Origin of the sequence: Pantoea sp. JZ29 (assembly GCF_035190385.1) — a bacterium.
In the GTDB taxonomy this organism is placed as follows: domain Bacteria; phylum Pseudomonadota; class Gammaproteobacteria; order Enterobacterales; family Enterobacteriaceae; genus Pantoea; species Pantoea stewartii.
Window position 1 is genome coordinate 2912383 of the sequence record NZ_CP045241.1, and the last position, 15662, is coordinate 2928044.

Sequence of the window (15662 nt, forward strand, 5' to 3'; positions counted from 1 at the left end):
TTAAGTATGAAACGGATAGTAAGCGCGTGGTTACTGGCAGGGATGTTGATAACGGGAACTCAGGTTTATGCTGCTGAGCCAGCCCCCGAACAGGTGCGTATCGGCTACCAGAAAGGATCGGTCAGTATGGTGCTGGCAAAAGCTCACCGGTTGCTGGAAACGCGTTTCCCTCAGACCAAAATACAGTGGGTTGAATTTCCAGCCGGGCCGCAAATGCTGGAAGCCCTGAACGTTAACAGTATTGATATTGCCAGTACTGGCGATATTCCGCCCATTTTTGCCCAGGCGGCGGGGGCAGATTTACTCTATATCGGCTCGGAGCCGCCTAAGCCCAAAGCCGAGGTGATTCTGGTCAGCCAGGACAGCCCGCTGAAATCGGTGGCCGACCTGAAGGGCAAAAAAGTGGCCTTTCAGAAAGGCTCCAGCTCGCACAACCTGTTACTGCGCGCACTGGAGGAGGCCGGCCTGTCAATCAAAGATATACAGCCGGTTTATCTTACGCCTGCCGATGCCCGCGCTGCCTTCCAGCAGGGTAACGTTGATGCCTGGGCGATATGGGATCCCTATTATTCCGCAGTGCTGCTTCAGGGGCACGTTCGCGTTTTAAAAGACGGTACCACACTCAATCAGACCGGTCCGTTCTACCTTGCGACGCGCGCATTCGCCCAGAACCATAATGACTTTGTCTTAGCAACGCTCAAAACCTTTAGCGATGCGGAAGCGCTGACGCGCAGCGAACGTGACCAGAGCATTCATCTGCTTGCCACCTCCATTGGCCTGCCTGAGGCGGTCATTGCCAGTAATCTGGATCATCGTCCCCCTAGCCCGGTCAGTCCGGTCAGCGCGCACACTGTTGCGTTACAACAGAAAACCGCCGATCTGTTTTATGCCAATCACCTGATTCCCGTGAAAGTATCAATTGCCGATCGCATCTGGCATCCCCGTAGCGTGACGCAATAAGGAGAGAAAAATGAGTGTTTCCGTATTCTGGTTCCTGCCCACCCATGGTGACGGTCACTACCTTGGCACGGCCGAAGGTGCGCGCCCGGTCGATCATGCGTATCTGCAGCAGGTCGCGCAGGCAGCCGATCGCCTGGGTTTTGGTGGCGTGCTGATCCCGACCGGCCGCTCGTGTGAAGATGCCTGGCTGGTGGCCGCCTCATTAATTCCGGTCACTCAGCGCCTGCGTTTTCTGGTTGCCCTGCGCCCTGGCGTGATTTCACCGACTCAGGCCGCCCGCCAGGCCGCGACGCTCGATCGCCTGTCTAACGGACGTGCACTGTTTAATCTGGTAACGGGCGGCGATCCCGAAGAGCTGGCAGGTGATGGCGTTTTCCTCGACCATCGTGAACGCTATGCCGAATCGGCCGAGTTCACCCGCGTCTGGCGCCGGGTGCTGGAAGGTGAAACAGTGGACTACGAGGGCAAGCATGTGCATGTGCGCGGGGCGCGCCTGATGTTTAAGCCGGTGCAGCAGCCTCGTCCACCGCTGTGGTTTGGCGGGTCATCAGAGCCCGCTCAGGATCTGGCCGCTGAACAGGTTGATGTGTACCTCACCTGGGGCGAGCCACCTGAACTGGTAAAAGAAAAAATTGAACAGGTGCGCGCTAAAGCCGCTGCTCAGGGCCGCCAGGTTCGTTTTGGTATCCGCCTGCATGTCATCGTCCGTGAAACCAATGAAGAAGCCTGGCAGGCCGCCGACAAACTCATTGCTAACGTCGATGACGCCACCATTGCCAGAGCGCAAAGCGCCTTCCAGCGTACCGATTCCGTTGGGCAGCAACGCATGGCCGCCCTGCACGGAGGTCGCCGTGACAAACTGGAGATTAGCCCCAATCTCTGGGCTGGCGTTGGGCTGGTTCGCAGCGGTGCCGGTACCGCGCTGGTGGGCGATGCCCCAACCGTAGCGGCGCGAATGAAAGAGTACGAAGCGCTGGGCATTGAAACCTTTATTCTTTCCGGCTATCCGCACCTGGAAGAAGCCTATCGCGTGGGCGAGCTGCTGTTTCCCCATCTGGATCTGAAGATACCTGAAGTGCCTCAACCTCGGGTCGTTCAGGCGCACGGTGAAGCAGTTGCGAACGATTTTACCCCCGAGAAAAAAGCCGCACGGGCCTGAGGAGGAGGAGATCGCCATGATCCGATTACGTCAATCCTTCTCAGCGGCGCTTGTGCCCTGGCTGTTACCGGTGTTACTGGTCGTGGTCTGGCAGATTGCGTCGCAGACCGGCTGGCTCTCCAGCCGTATCCTGCCGGCACCGGAGAAGATCGTCACCACCTTCTGGCAACTGGCCGCCAGCGGCGAGCTGTGGCGGAATCTGGCTATCAGCAGCTGGCGCGCGCTGCTGGGCTTTAGCATCGGCGGTTCGATCGGGTTAGTGCTGGGATTGATTACCGGCACCTCACGTCTGGGCGAGCGCCTGCTGGATACCTCGGTACAAATGTTACGTAACGTGCCTCATCTGGCGCTTATCCCGCTGGTCATCCTGTGGTTTGGTATCGATGAAACCGCCAAAATTTTTCTGGTGGCGCTGGGCACACTGTTCCCGATTTATCTGAATACGTATCACGGCATTCGCAACGTGGATCGGGGGCTGGTTGAAATGGCACGCAGCTATGGCTTATCGGGCTGGAGCCTGTTTGTCCAGGTGATATTGCCGGGTGCGTTACCGAGCATCATGGTCGGCGTGCGTTTTGGTTTGGGATTAATGTGGCTCACGCTGATTGTGGCTGAAACCATTTCCGCTAACGCCGGGATTGGCTACCTGGCCATGAATGCCCGTGAATTTCTGCAAACCGATGTGGTGATGGTCGCCATTATTCTTTATGCCCTGCTGGGGAAACTGGCCGATGTCAGTGCGCTACTGCTGGAACGTGTCTGGTTACGCTGGCATCCGGCTTATCAACATAAGGAGGAAGCTGCATGATTAACTCCGCTATCCCGGCGCGTCTGACGGCTGGTACGCCGGTTGGTGTAAAGGGCGTCAGCAAAAAATATGGCGAGCGTACGATTCTTAATAACCTCGACCTGCACATACCGTCTGGACAATTTGTGGCCGTCGTGGGCCGCAGCGGCTGCGGCAAAAGTACCCTGCTGCGTTTGCTGGCCGGGCTGGAAAACAGCACTGAGGGTCAGCTACTGGCCGGCACTGCGCCATTGCACACGGCGCGCGACGAAACCCGTCTGATGTTCCAGGATGCGCGACTGCTGCCCTGGAAAAAAGTGATTGATAACGTGGCACTTGGTCTGCGGGGCAATGCCTGGCGGGAAGCCGCACACGAGGCGCTGGCGGCCGTTGGGCTGGCCGATCGCGCCAGTGACTGGCCTGCCGCCCTGTCTGGCGGTCAGAAACAGCGCGTGGCGCTGGCTCGCGCCCTGATTCATCGTCCCGGTCTGCTCCTCCTGGATGAGCCACTCGGCGCGCTCGATGCGTTAACCCGAATTGAGATGCAGGAGCTGATTGAATCACTGTGGCAGCAACACAATTTTACGGTGCTGTTGGTCACCCATGATGTCAGTGAAGCGGTTGCAATGGCGGATCGGGTTCTGCTGATTGAGGAAGGTCGGATTGGGCTGGATTTGCAGGTTGATTTGCCGCGTCCCCGGCGGCGGGGTTCCGCCCGTCTGGCCGAGCTGGAAGCGGAGGTGCTGGATCGGGTGATGCGTCGCAGTGCGGCAGATAACCCGCCGCGCTATGCGCAACAGCGCTGATGAAACGGCGGGCCATGGCCCGCCGTTTTTTATCAGGCGTTAAGCGCCTTGGTAATTTTCTCGTACAGATCGCCCGACAGTTTCTCCAGACCCTGTAGCTGCTCCAGCGCCTGGCGCATCAGCGCCTGACGGCGAGTATCGTAACGTTTCAGACGAATCAATGGCTCAATCATGCGCGACGCAACCTGCGGATTTCGGGTATTTAAATCCGTCAACATCTCGACCAGGAAGCGATAGCCGCTGCCATCTTCGGCATGGAAGGCCGAGGGGTTCCCCGATGCGAAGGCACCGATCAATGAACGAATACGGTTGGGGTTCCCCATGCTGAACGAACGGTGCGACAGCAACCGGCGCACGTTAAGTAACGCATTCTGCGCCGGGCTGGTGGCCTGCAACATAAACCATTTGTCCATCACCAGGCCATCGCGATGCCAGCGATCGTCATAGTCAGCCAGTAAGGCGTCACGGCACGGCAACTGCGCCGCCACGGCGGCCGAGAGTGCCGCCAGGGAATCGGTCATATTATTCGCGCGCTGATACTGTGCCTGAACCAGTTTATCGGCCAGATCCATGTCACCAAACGCCAGATAATACAGGCAGATGTTTTTCAGTGACCGTTTGCCTGTTTCCGCATGATCAACGTGATAGTCCGCCTGCTGATTGGCGTTATACACGGCAAAGAATTCATCCGCCAGTTCACGCGCCAGCGTACGGACCAACGCTTCGCGCACCAGCGCAATGGCCTGCGGATCGATAATCTCAAACAGCTCGGCAATTTCGTTCTCACTCGGCAACGTCAAAATCAGCGCCGTCAATGCCGGGTCGCTGTCTGCGTCAAGCAACACGGTGCGGAAAGCATCGGCAACGTGCAGCGGCAGTGACAAATGCTGCCCCTGCTGATGACGCGCAACATTGAGACGTAAATAGGTTGCCAGCAGACTTTGCGCCGCATCCCAGCGGGAAAAATCGTTACTGGCATGGCGCATCAGGAAGGTGAGCTGGGCATCGCTCCACTTATAATCAAGTTTCACAGGTGCGGAGAATTCACGCAGCAGTGATGGCACCGGCTGGAAATAGACGTTATCAAACGTAAACGTCTGGAACTCTTCCGTCACGTTCAGGACGTGATGCACAGGATGGCCATCGCGCTGCAACGGAATCACCTTGCCCTGGCCGTCATACAGTTCGATATCCAGCGGGATGTGTAGCGGCAGTTTTTCTTTCTGATCGGCTGTCGGTGGCGTGTGTTGCGTAACGTGCAACGTGTACTGCTCCAGTTCCGGATTGTAGTCGTCGCGTACCGTGACGGTTGGTGTACCTGACTGGCTGTACCAGCGGCGGAACTGAGACAGATCAACGCCAGACGCGTCTTCCATCGCCTGAACAAAATCATCGCAGGTGGCGGCGCTGCCGTCATGCCGTTTGAAGTACAGTTGCATCCCTTTCTGAAAGTTCTCCTCTCCCAGCAAGGTATGCATCATGCGGATCACTTCCGATCCTTTTTCATACACGGTTAAGGTGTAGAAATTATTCATTTCGATCACCTGATCCGGGCGGATCGGGTGCGCCATCGGACTGGCATCCTCAGCAAACTGCGCGCCGCGCATGATACGGACATTATCGATACGATTAACGGCGCGCGATCCCAGGTCTGAACTGAACTCCTGATCGCGGAAGACGGTCAGGCCCTCTTTGAGGCTCAACTGGAACCAGTCACGACAGGTGACGCGGTTGCCGGTCCAGTTGTGGAAATATTCATGGCCTATAACGGCCTCAATCCCCAGGTAATCTTTATCGGTTGCGGTTTCGGCTTTTGCCAGCACATATTTGGAGTTAAAGATGTTAAGCCCTTTATTCTCCATCGCGCCCATATTAAAGAAGTCCACCGCGACAATCATAAAGATGTCGAGGTCATACTCCAGGCCAAAGCGCTCTTCATCCCACTTCATGCTGTTTTTCAGCGAGGTCATTGCCCAGTCGGCGCGGTCCAGATTGCCTCTGTCAACAAAGATCTCCAGTGCGACATCACGCCCCGAACGCGTGGTAAAGCTGTCGCGCAGCACGTCAAAATCACCTGCCACCAGCGCAAACAGATAGCAGGGCTTCGGGAACGGATCCTGCCATTTAACCCAGTGACGTCCCTGCTCGTCATGACCACTGTCGATACGGTTGCCGTTCGACAACAGGAAAGGATAGCGGTTGCCATCGGCAATGATGGTGGTCGTGAAACGCGCCAGCACATCCGGCCGATCCAGATACCAGGTAATATGACGGAAGCCTTCGGCTTCACATTGCGTACAAAGTGCCTCACCTGACTTGTACAATCCTTCAAGCGCGCTGTTGCGGTCAGGATGAATGTCATTCACGATTTTCAGCGTGAAACTGTCTGGCAACTGGCTGAGTACCAGTGCGCCTTCTTCCTCTTTATAAGCCGTCCAGACCTGGCCATTAACTTCCAGCGAGATCAGGGTCAGATCTTCACCGTCCAGACGCAATTCAGCCCCGTTATCACCCTGGCGTTTAACCTGACTGATGGCCGTGACGCGCGTGGTCGACTCATCCAGTTCAAAGGTTAAATCAATATCGGTGATGGTATAATCGGGAGCCCGGTAATCGTGGCGATATTTTATTTTTGGCTGCTGCGTCATATTTCGTCTCGCAATGAATAGTTTACCCGTCAAAGTCTAAGCCTGATGCGTTAAGCTTGCCATGCGTAATGCATGTCGTGGGCAAAATGGCTACACTTTCTTAACAATGACACAATTCGGCCTCGACTCGCTATCCTGAAATATGCTGTGATCGCCGTCTGTTAGTGATTTATACTTTTGCGTCTTTGTGACGTTTAATACACCGGGCTCTGCGCCACCGAACAGGATGCCGAAACGCGCCATGACAGGACATGCTTCCCCGATACTGACTTCGCTGCTGGATACTGACGCGTATAAGCTTCATATGCAGCAAGCCGTCTTCCACCGCTACTATGATGTTACGGTAGCGGCGGAGTTTCGCTGCCGCAGCGATGAGTTACTGGGTTTTTATGCTGACGAAATCCGTGCAGCGATCAGTGCCATGCAGACGCTGGCGCTGACCGACGCCGAATATGCCTGGTTATCTGACCTCCCCTTCTTTGCTGACGACTACCTTAACTGGCTGCGCAATTTTCGCTATGACCCCCAGCAGGTCGACGTGCAAAATCACAACGGCAAGCTGGCCATCCGAATTCAGGGGCCCTGGCGTGAGGTCATCATGTGGGAAGTTCCCCTGTTGGCCTTGATCAGCGAAGTGGTGCATCGCCATCGTACACCACACACCGGCAGTCAGCAGGCCGTGGACTTTCTGCACCAGAAACTGGCGACGTTTAAAACGCAAATTGCGGATACCGATATGTCACGTTTTCGGTTGATGGATTTTGGTACCCGTCGCCGCTATTCCCGGTCGGTGCAGGAAGCCATTGTCAGTACGCTGAAGCAGGACTTTCCCTGGCTGATGGGCACCAGCAACTATGATCTGGCCCGCCGTCTTGAACTGACACCTGTCGGCACGCAGGCGCACGAATGGTTTCAGGCTTTTCAGCAAATCAGTCCGGTGCTGGCGAACAGCCAGCGGGCCGCGTTACAGGCCTGGCTGGATGAATATGATGACAAACTGGGTATTGCGTTAACGGACTGCATCGCTATGGACGCCTTCCTGCGCGACTTCGGCCCGGTCTTCGCCCGCCGTTACCAGGGTTTACGCCATGATTCGGGCGACCCGGTTGAATGGGGTGAAAAAGCCCTGGCGCATTATCAGCAACTGGGCATAGATCCACAGAGTAAAACCCTGGTGTTCTCCGACAACCTGAATCTGGATAAAGCGCTGGCGCTCTATCGCCACTTTGGTCAGCGTACTCACGTGGTGTTTGGCATTGGCACCCGACTGACCTGCGATATTCCCGGCGTGACGCCACTCAATATTGTCATTAAGCTGGTGCAGTGTAACGGGAAGCCGGTTGCCAAGCTGTCAGACAGTCCGGGCAAAACCATTTGTCAGGATAAAGCCTTCGTCAGAGCCTTGAGAAAAGCCTTTGACCTGCCACTGGTAAAAAAAGCCAGCTAAGCGCTATGTGACTGGGGCGCTCTGCGCCCCGCTTTCCTGGCAATAAATCTGCCCTTCCCCCTGAATTTTGCTTGTTTCCTGTTGACTCGCAAGTAACATAGCAACACCCCAGTCTGGGGAATTCATTCACACACTTCTTCTATATAGAGAGATATTTATGAGCGTAGTGCCTGTAGCGGATGTACTGCACGGTCGCGTCGCGGTTGACAGTGAAGTCACCGTACGTGGTTGGGTACGTACCCGAAGAGATTCAAAAGCCGGTCTGTCCTTTATCGCCGTGTATGACGGCTCCTGCTTTAATCCCGTTCAGGCCGTCGTCAATAATTCTCTGAATAATTACCAGGACGAAGTGCTGCGCCTGACTACCGGCTGCTCCGTCATTGTCACGGGTACCGTTGTGGCATCTCCGGGCCAGGGGCAGGCGTTTGAAATCCAGGCGACAAAGCTGGAGGTGGTAGGCTGGGTGGAAGATCCCGACAGCTATCCTATGGCGGCCAAACGTCACAGCATTGAGTATTTGCGTGAAGTGGCCCACCTGCGTCCACGCACGAACCTGATTGGTGCCGTAGCCCGTGTTCGTCACACGCTGGCGCAGGCGCTGCACCGTTTCTTCCATGAGAACGGCTATTTCTGGGTTTCTACGCCGCTGATTACCGCTTCCGATACCGAAGGTGCGGGTGAAATGTTCCGCGTATCAACGCTGGATCTGGAAAACCTGCCGCGTGACGATCAGGGCAAAGTCGACTTTTCAGAAGACTTCTTTGGTAAGGAAGCTTTCCTGACGGTATCCGGCCAGCTCAACGGCGAAACCTACGCCAGTGCGCTGTCAAAAATTTATACCTTTGGCCCCACCTTCCGGGCCGAAAACTCCAACACCAGCCGTCATCTCGCCGAATTCTGGATGCTGGAGCCGGAAATAGCCTTCGCCTCCCTGGATGATGCGGCCGATCTGGCGGAAGCCATGCTGAAGTATGTGTTTAAAGCCGTCCTGGAAGAACGTGCAGACGACATGGCGTTCTTTGCCGAGCGCGTTGATAACGACGCCATCGCTCGTCTGGAGCGCTTCGTCACCACAGACTTTGCGCAGGTCGACTATACCGATGCCGTCGAGATTCTGATGAACTGCGGACAGACGTTTGAGAACCCTGTCTCCTGGGGCATTGATTTGTCTTCTGAGCATGAGCGTTACCTGGCGGAGAAACACTTCAAAGCGCCTGTCGTTGTGAAAAACTACCCGAAAGACATCAAAGCGTTCTACATGCGCCTTAACGAAGACGGTAAAACCGTGGCCGCGATGGATGTGTTAGCGCCTGGCATTGGTGAGATTATCGGCGGTTCACAGCGTGAAGAGCGTCTGGACGTACTGGATGCGCGTCTGGAAGAGATGGGGCTGAAAAAAGAGGATTACTGGTGGTATCGTGATCTGCGTCGCTATGGCACTGTTCCCCATTCCGGATTCGGATTAGGTTTCGAACGTTTAATCGCCTATGTCACAGGCGTACAAAATGTAAGAGATGTTATCCCGTTCCCACGCACGCCACGTAATGCGAGCTTCTGATTTTCAGCATTTAATATAAGAAATTCATATATATAAAGAGGTCGGCTTCGCCGGCCTTTTTTTATTTTTGTAAATTTTGATATGACTCACAAAGTTACGTTATTTTTACATTTAGAAATACATTTTTTATATTTGAAACAAGATTACGACTTTTGTAGCATTTTCGCAGTAGAATTACCCGATGGGGGATGGAAAGATGCGTGCAGACACAGGAGACACCAAACTTCTTTCAAGGTTCATGTAAAGATTTCTTGACGGCAGTGGCAGGTGTCCAAATAACTCCAATGAGGGTAATAAATAATGATGAAGCGCAACATTCTGGCAGTGGTTATCCCTGCTCTGCTCGCCGCTGGCGCAGCCAATGCAGCAGAAGTTTATAACAAAGACGGCAATAAGCTGGACCTGTACGGTAAAGTGGATGCACGTCACCAGTTCTCTGATAACTCAGGTGATGACGGCGATCAGACTTATATTCGCTTCGGCTTCAAAGGCGAAACCAAGATCAATGACCAGATGACTGGTTACGGTCAGTGGGAATACAACATCCAGGGTAATAACTCTGAAGGTTCTGACGCGCAGAGCGGTAACAAAACCCGTCTGGGCTTTGCGGGTCTGAAATTCGGCGATGCCGGCTCAATCGACTACGGCCGTAACTACGGTGTGGTTTATGATGCAATCGGCTGGACCGATATGCTGCCAGTCTTCGGTGGTGACTCAGGTAACTCTGATAACTTTATGAATGGCCGTAGTGGTGGTCTGCTGACCTACCGCAACACCAATTTCTTTGGTCTGGTGGATGGCTGGAACTTTGCGCTTCAGTATCAGGGCAAAAATGAGAACTCAAACCGTAGTGATCGCAGAGCGAATGGCGATGGCTGGGGTGTGTCAACATCTTACACCTCGCCAATCGGCGTAGGCATTGTAGGTGCCTATAGCAGCAGCGATCGTACTAATTCTCAGGCTGCTGGTGGACAGACAACTTATTCTAACAATGGCAGCACCACTACCACTACTGACGTAACAGGTCAGGGTGCCGGTAAGCATGCCGAAAGCTGGGCAACTGCTCTGAAGTATGATGCTAACAACATCTACTTAGCTGCCATGTATGGTGAAATGCGCAATGCCGCACCAATTTCATCTTCTTCTACTGGCAACTTTATTGCAAACAATGGTCAGACTTTCACCAACGCATCATTCGCTGGCTACGCTAACAAAGCGCAGATCATTGAACTGGTAGCACAATATCAGTTCGATTTTGGTCTGCGTCCGTCTCTGGCCTATGTCCAGTCTAAAGCGAAAGACATCGAAAATATCGGCGATGCTGACCTGTACAAATACTTCGATGTGGGCGCAACCTACTACTTCAACAAAAACATGGCCACCTACGTTGATTATAAAATCAACCAGCTGGACAAAAACAACCCACTGGGCATTCCTAACGACGACGTAGTCGGCCTGGGTGTGGTTTACCAGTTCTAAGTTTGTTGATGCATTACAAAAAACGGAGCTTCGGCTCCGTTTTTTATTGCCTTTATTCAGCGCAGCCGCTACGTGGCCCCCTTCTCCCTATAAGTACCGGTAATTCTGCCGACCGGACAATGAATTTTATCGCAAACGGTTGGCATTTCGTCGTGCTGACGTTAACCTGATGCTTCATTTGCTAAAGTTCACGCTACTGGACCCGACTCATGTTTGAATCGATCTCTGCTGCACCTGCCGATCCTATCCTTGGCCTGGCCGATCTGTTTCGTGCCGATGACCGCCCGAATAAAATTAATCTCGGTATTGGCGTTTATAAAGATGAAACCGGGAAAACCCCGGTGCTCACCAGCGTTAAAAAAGCAGAGCAATATCTGCTGGAAAACGAGACCAGCAAAAATTACCTGAGCATTGACGGTCTGCCGGATTTCGCACACTGCACTCAGGAATTGTTATTTGGTAAAGGCAACGCCCTGATTTCGGCGGGCCGCGTACGTTCCGCGCAGACGCCAGGCGGGACAGGTGCACTGCGTGTCGCTGCGGATTTTCTGGCCACGCAGACGTCGGTGAAGCGCGTATGGGTCAGTAACCCGAGCTGGCCGAACCATAAAAACGTGTTTAACGCCGCGGGTCTCGAGGTGTGTGAATACTCGTATTATGATGCGGTCAACCATACGCTGGACTTTGACAGCATGCTGGCCTCGCTGAAAGAGGTTAAAGCCGGTGATGTGGTGCTGTTCCACGGCTGCTGCCATAACCCAACCGGTATCGATCCGACAGCAGAGCAGTGGCAACAGCTGGCTGCGCTTTCCAAAGCCAATGGCTGGTTGCCGCTGTTTGACTTCGCCTATCAGGGCTTTGCCCGTGGGCTGGAAGAAGATGCAGCAGGTCTGCGCCTGTTTGCGGCCAGCCATCAGGAGCTGATTGTGGCCAGTTCCTATTCCAAAAACTTTGGTCTGTATAATGAACGCGTGGGTGCGATTACGCTGGTGGCGAGCGATGCAGCCACGGCCGATACTGCCTTCAGTCAGGTGAAGTACACGATTCGCGCGAACTACTCTAACCCACCGTCACACGGTGCGGCAGTGGTGGCAACCATCCTGGGAAATGACGCGCTCCGTACCATCTGGCAGCAGGAGTTGTCCGATATGCGTCAGCGTATCCAGCGCATGCGTCAGCTGTTTGTGAATACGCTGGCGGAAAAAGGGGCGCAGCAGGATTTCAGCTTTATCATTAAGCAGAACGGTATGTTCTCGTTCAGCGGGCTGACCAAAGATCAGGTCATTCGTCTGCGTGAAGAGTTTGGCGTATATGCGGTGAACTCAGGCCGGGTGAACGTGGCCGGGATGACGCCCGATAATATGTCTGCCCTGTGTGAAGCGATTGTCGCCGTGCTGTAATCCTGTCCTTATGAAAAAAAATGGGCCTGACTGGCCCATTTTTTATTGCAGAAAAGGATTCGTCAGACGTTCACGACCTAAAGTGGATAGCGGACCGTGACCGGGCAAAAACGTCACATCATCTCCCAGCGGCAACACTTTGTTTTTGATGGCATCAATCAGATGCTGATGGTTACCCTGCGGAAAGTCGGTGCGTCCTACACCACCGTTAAAGATCACATCACCGGAAACCAGTAAACGCCCCTGTCGGTCAAAAAACACGATATGGCCTGGCGTATGACCGGGACAGTGCAGAACCTCAAGATTAACCTGACCAACCTGAACAGTGTCCCCCTCTTCCAGCCAGCGATCGGGCGTAAGCGGCGCGCAGTACTCAAGTCCAAACATCTGGCTCTGCGTGGGCAATGCCTCAAGCCAGAACGCATCCTGTTTGTGCGGGCCTACCAGTGGTATGTTCCAGCAGGCCGCCAGTTCCGCCGCGGCCCCGACATGATCAAGATGACCATGCGTCAGCAGGATCTGGCCAGGCGTTAAATCAAGCTGTTCCAGCGTTTGCCTGATTGTATCGGCGTCACCACCCGGATCCACAATCGCAGATTCACGTGTGGTGTCGCACCAGATAACCGAACAGTTCTGCGCGAAGGCGGTAACGGGGATAATGTGATAATTCATAACGCTCCATGGTCGGCACCCGCAGCGTTGCCGACGTTACGACCAGTGCCTGACCGGACCGGTATCAATATGTACAAAGTTGCTGCTGGGGTAATATCCTACACCACCCGCCCGCATTTTTAACGCGGCTTTCCGGACATTCGCCAGACTAATCCCCTCAATATGGAAATCCATCGCCTGACCTTTGGTGTGGTAGCTGTGTTTTGCGACACCAGGACCAGATTCGCGCAGCATATTATTGGTGGCCAGAGTACGGTAGCCCGAGATCAGCTGAACGGGCTTACGCGTTTCCAGCAGCGCCTGGAGGCGGTAGAGCTGATCGAAAAGGTGGGGATCGATACTTTTGATTTTATTGGCGCGGTAGTCACGGAAAAAATGATTAAGACGCGATAACTCGCTCTTGTCGTAACTTTTACCGTTGAAGAATTCTGTTTTGAGGGTTTCACCCGTGTGAAGGTTATTCAGCGTTAAGACGCGCGGTCGTGACGTAGAGAGTGAAGCCATCGCTGACGTCGGCAACAAAGCCAGTCCCGCAGCGGCACTTCCGCAAAACAACAGTTTGCGACGGACAGAATCAATTGTAGACATGAAGCGTTTTACCTGAGAACAGAGCCAATGACACGTGCAAAAAACGCACTGGCGGAAACATAACTTTCTCGCGGTAGCACGTCAACCCATGTCTGGCAAGTTTGGAAGGCGGGGCCTCATCGGAGACACCGCCTTTCTCAGGTCATCTTCCCGCGCGCAATGCGCACTTACGGTTAAAAATCAACCGTTAGAGGAGCAACTGCTGCGCGCGACTCAGCACCAGACTCCCGGAACGGGCAGTATTATCATAATTGTAAATATCTGTACGAAACTGCGTTTTACCATCATCCGCGACCCAGGCGGTTAAATAATACAGGTTAACCGGTATCCGATGGCGAATAGGCACATAGCGCGTATCACCCTGTTTTAACGTCCCTGAGATACGGGCATCATTCCAGCCTACATCCTGCAGCAGAATGCCCGCCAGTTCTGACGCTTTGTTGACCCGCACGCAGCCCGAGCTGAGTGCGCGAATATCACGCTGGAACAGATTATGATTGGGCGTGTCGTGCAAATAGATAGCATCTGAACTGGGCATATTAAATTTGAAACGGCCCAGTGAATTGGTCTGCCCCGGCGCCTGACGAATTCGGTACGGGAACGACGAGGCAGACACCATGCTCCAGTCGATCATGGTGGGATCGATCACCTCCGCATCCGCACTCCAGCCCGACAGCAGGGTATATCCATTCTTATACAGGTACGTCGGGTCCTGTTTCACTTTTGGAATGATGTCCTGGCGCACCAGCGTGGTAGGCACATTCCAGGGCGGATTCAGCACCACGTTGTTGAGCGCGCTGCGCATCAGTGGCGTTTTACGGTCTGGTCGGCCCACAATCACCCGCGATGTCAGCACCCTGGTGCCGTTGTTGTAATAATTCAACGAGTAATTGGGAATGTTGACCATAATGCCGTTGTGCATATCATCCGGCAGCAAACGCAGGCGTTGAATGTTCAGCGCCAGCAGGGCGGCACGTTGCTGAGGTGACACATTCAGCCATTCACGTGTACGCGGACCAATGGCTCCATCCGCGTCCAGCCCCTGCCACTGTTGAAAGCGTTTTACCGCTGCAACCAGATTATCGTCATAGACATTGACGCCACTTGTCGCCGTAGGTGCCACTTGTACGTTGTCCGGCGCGCCTGGCGGTGGCGGCGGAATAGCGTTTACGGCAACGGCAGACGGACTGACCGCGACGGGTTCACTGTGGCTGACCGTAACTGGCGCAGTAGGAACCGCATCGTCATTCGGTGCAGGTGCCGTCGTCTGTGCACTTAACATACCGCTGCGCCGCAGGATTTCCCGCAGTGCCGGTACATCATCACTGACCTGACCGGGCCTTACCGTGTCGCGATTTTTGATTTGCGGCCACGGCTGTTTATCGTTAAGCAGGTTTATTAACGCTTTGTGCATTAAGGGATACTGCGGATGTTGCGGTTCCAGCGAATTCACAAAGGCCGCTGCCCGCCCCGCATTCACGGCGTTCTGCCAGGCATTAATGACGGACACCGACGGCACCGCCAACTTATAGGGCACCGTACTGTAGAGCCACGTTTCCCCCTGTGCGGGAACCGATGAGACAAACTGCAGATAACCCAGCATAGCATCGGACAGTGTCACATCGCGGGCGAATCCGGTAATGGATGGATCGGTCAGACGCTCCACCCACCGGGTAAATTGTGGCTGGACGCCGGATAACGCTACCTCAGCCAGCTGCTGCTGAAACTTCTGCACGGCGTCATGATCCTGCCAGATCGGTTGCATATTTCGTGCGGCATACAGGGCGGCCAGTGAAGCACCGTAAAAAGGCTGACTGTCACTGGCAAACGCCTGGCGAATTTTTTGCTGACTGGCAGAAACAGAGGTGGTGGCCTGGGTCGAATGGACACCGGGCATGGCCGCGATGATAGCCGCCTGGGACGGCACGCACGGACTCAGGGCAAGTGCCAGCACCAGCCATGAACTAACCTGATGAATTGTTAAGCCTTTATTCAGTAACATCCCTGCCCCCTTCATTAATCTACCGCGCAGCCTGAGAGGAAAAAGCTGCAATCGGGCTGTTACTCATATGACTGAGTATACAAACAAAAACGGCATTTGCCTCCTGCGACAAATGCCGTTACCAGATTAACCAATGGCGCTGTTTTTGACTATCCT

General features: G+C 54.2%; 12 protein-coding genes. 8 read left to right on the forward strand and 4 right to left on the reverse strand.

What is annotated here, in order from left to right; all coding sequences use genetic code 11:
* Window positions 1-6 precede the first annotated feature (6 nt).
* The 4 genes from GC090_RS13585 to ssuB are packed head-to-tail and all read left to right on the forward strand — an operon-like array spanning window position 7 to window position 3712.
* Entirely contained in the window at window positions 7-960 is a 954-nt protein-coding gene (locus GC090_RS13585) for a sulfonate ABC transporter substrate-binding protein (RefSeq protein ID WP_006118649.1), read from the forward strand.
* Window positions 961-970: 10 nt separating this feature from the next.
* Window positions 971-2119 carry an FMNH2-dependent alkanesulfonate monooxygenase gene (gene ssuD / locus GC090_RS13590; protein ID WP_033737623.1) on the forward strand — a complete coding sequence of 383 codons (1149 nt, stop codon included), beginning with the start codon at window positions 971-973 and terminating at the stop codon, window positions 2117-2119.
* A gap of 16 nt (window positions 2120-2135) precedes the next feature.
* Window positions 2136-2927, forward strand: a complete 792-nt coding sequence (gene ssuC / locus GC090_RS13595) for an aliphatic sulfonate ABC transporter permease SsuC (protein ID WP_033737624.1) — start codon at window positions 2136-2138, stop codon at window positions 2925-2927.
* On the forward strand, window positions 2924-3712 hold the full coding sequence (gene ssuB / locus GC090_RS13600) for an aliphatic sulfonates ABC transporter ATP-binding protein (protein ID WP_058707595.1): 789 nt from the start codon (window positions 2924-2926) through the stop codon (window positions 3710-3712). The genes ssuC and ssuB overlap by 4 nt, the downstream gene beginning before the upstream one ends.
* Before the next feature lie 32 nt (window positions 3713-3744).
* Here the strand turns inward: ssuB and pepN are convergent, their stop codons facing one another.
* Entirely contained in the window at window positions 3745-6360 is a 2616-nt protein-coding gene (gene pepN, locus GC090_RS13605) for an aminopeptidase N (RefSeq protein WP_324020090.1), read from the reverse strand.
* A gap of 241 nt (window positions 6361-6601) precedes the next feature.
* On the opposite strand from pepN, the gene pncB reads away from it, so the two are divergent.
* The 4 genes from pncB (at window position 6602) to GC090_RS13625 (ending at window position 12244) form a co-directional block, all read left to right on the forward strand.
* Window positions 6602-7807, forward strand: coding sequence for a nicotinate phosphoribosyltransferase (gene pncB, locus GC090_RS13610; protein WP_039341282.1), 1206 nt, complete (start codon window positions 6602-6604; stop codon window positions 7805-7807).
* A 157-nt stretch (window positions 7808-7964) separates the two neighbouring features.
* Window positions 7965-9365: an asparagine--tRNA ligase gene (asnS, locus tag GC090_RS13615; protein ID WP_039341285.1), complete on the forward strand. Its 1401-nt coding sequence runs from the start codon at window positions 7965-7967 to the stop codon at window positions 9363-9365.
* 300 nt (window positions 9366-9665) lie between these two features.
* Entirely contained in the window at window positions 9666-10844 is a 1179-nt protein-coding gene (locus GC090_RS13620) for a porin (protein WP_039341288.1), read from the forward strand.
* A 209-nt stretch (window positions 10845-11053) separates the two neighbouring features.
* Window positions 11054-12244: an amino acid aminotransferase gene (locus GC090_RS13625; protein WP_033737628.1), complete on the forward strand. Its 1191-nt coding sequence runs from the start codon at window positions 11054-11056 to the stop codon at window positions 12242-12244.
* Window positions 12245-12286: 42 nt separating this feature from the next.
* Here GC090_RS13625 and GC090_RS13630 read toward each other — a convergent pair whose 3' ends face one another.
* The 3 genes from GC090_RS13630 to ldtD all read right to left on the reverse strand — a co-directional run bounded on the left by GC090_RS13630 (window position 12287) and on the right by ldtD (window position 15506).
* The gene (locus GC090_RS13630; protein WP_033737629.1) at window positions 12287-12916 is read right to left on the reverse strand and encodes an MBL fold metallo-hydrolase; all 630 of its coding nucleotides are present in this window, start codon (window positions 12914-12916) and stop codon (window positions 12287-12289) included.
* Between the two features lie 36 nt (window positions 12917-12952).
* Window positions 12953-13504: a peptidoglycan L,D-endopeptidase MepK gene (locus GC090_RS13635; RefSeq protein ID WP_033737630.1), complete on the reverse strand. Its 552-nt coding sequence runs from the start codon at window positions 13502-13504 to the stop codon at window positions 12953-12955.
* Between the two features lie 187 nt (window positions 13505-13691).
* Window positions 13692-15506 carry a L,D-transpeptidase LdtD gene (gene ldtD, locus GC090_RS13640; RefSeq protein ID WP_324020093.1) on the reverse strand — a complete coding sequence of 605 codons (1815 nt, stop codon included), beginning with the start codon at window positions 15504-15506 and terminating at the stop codon, window positions 13692-13694.
* Window positions 15507-15662: the final 156 nt, after the last annotated feature.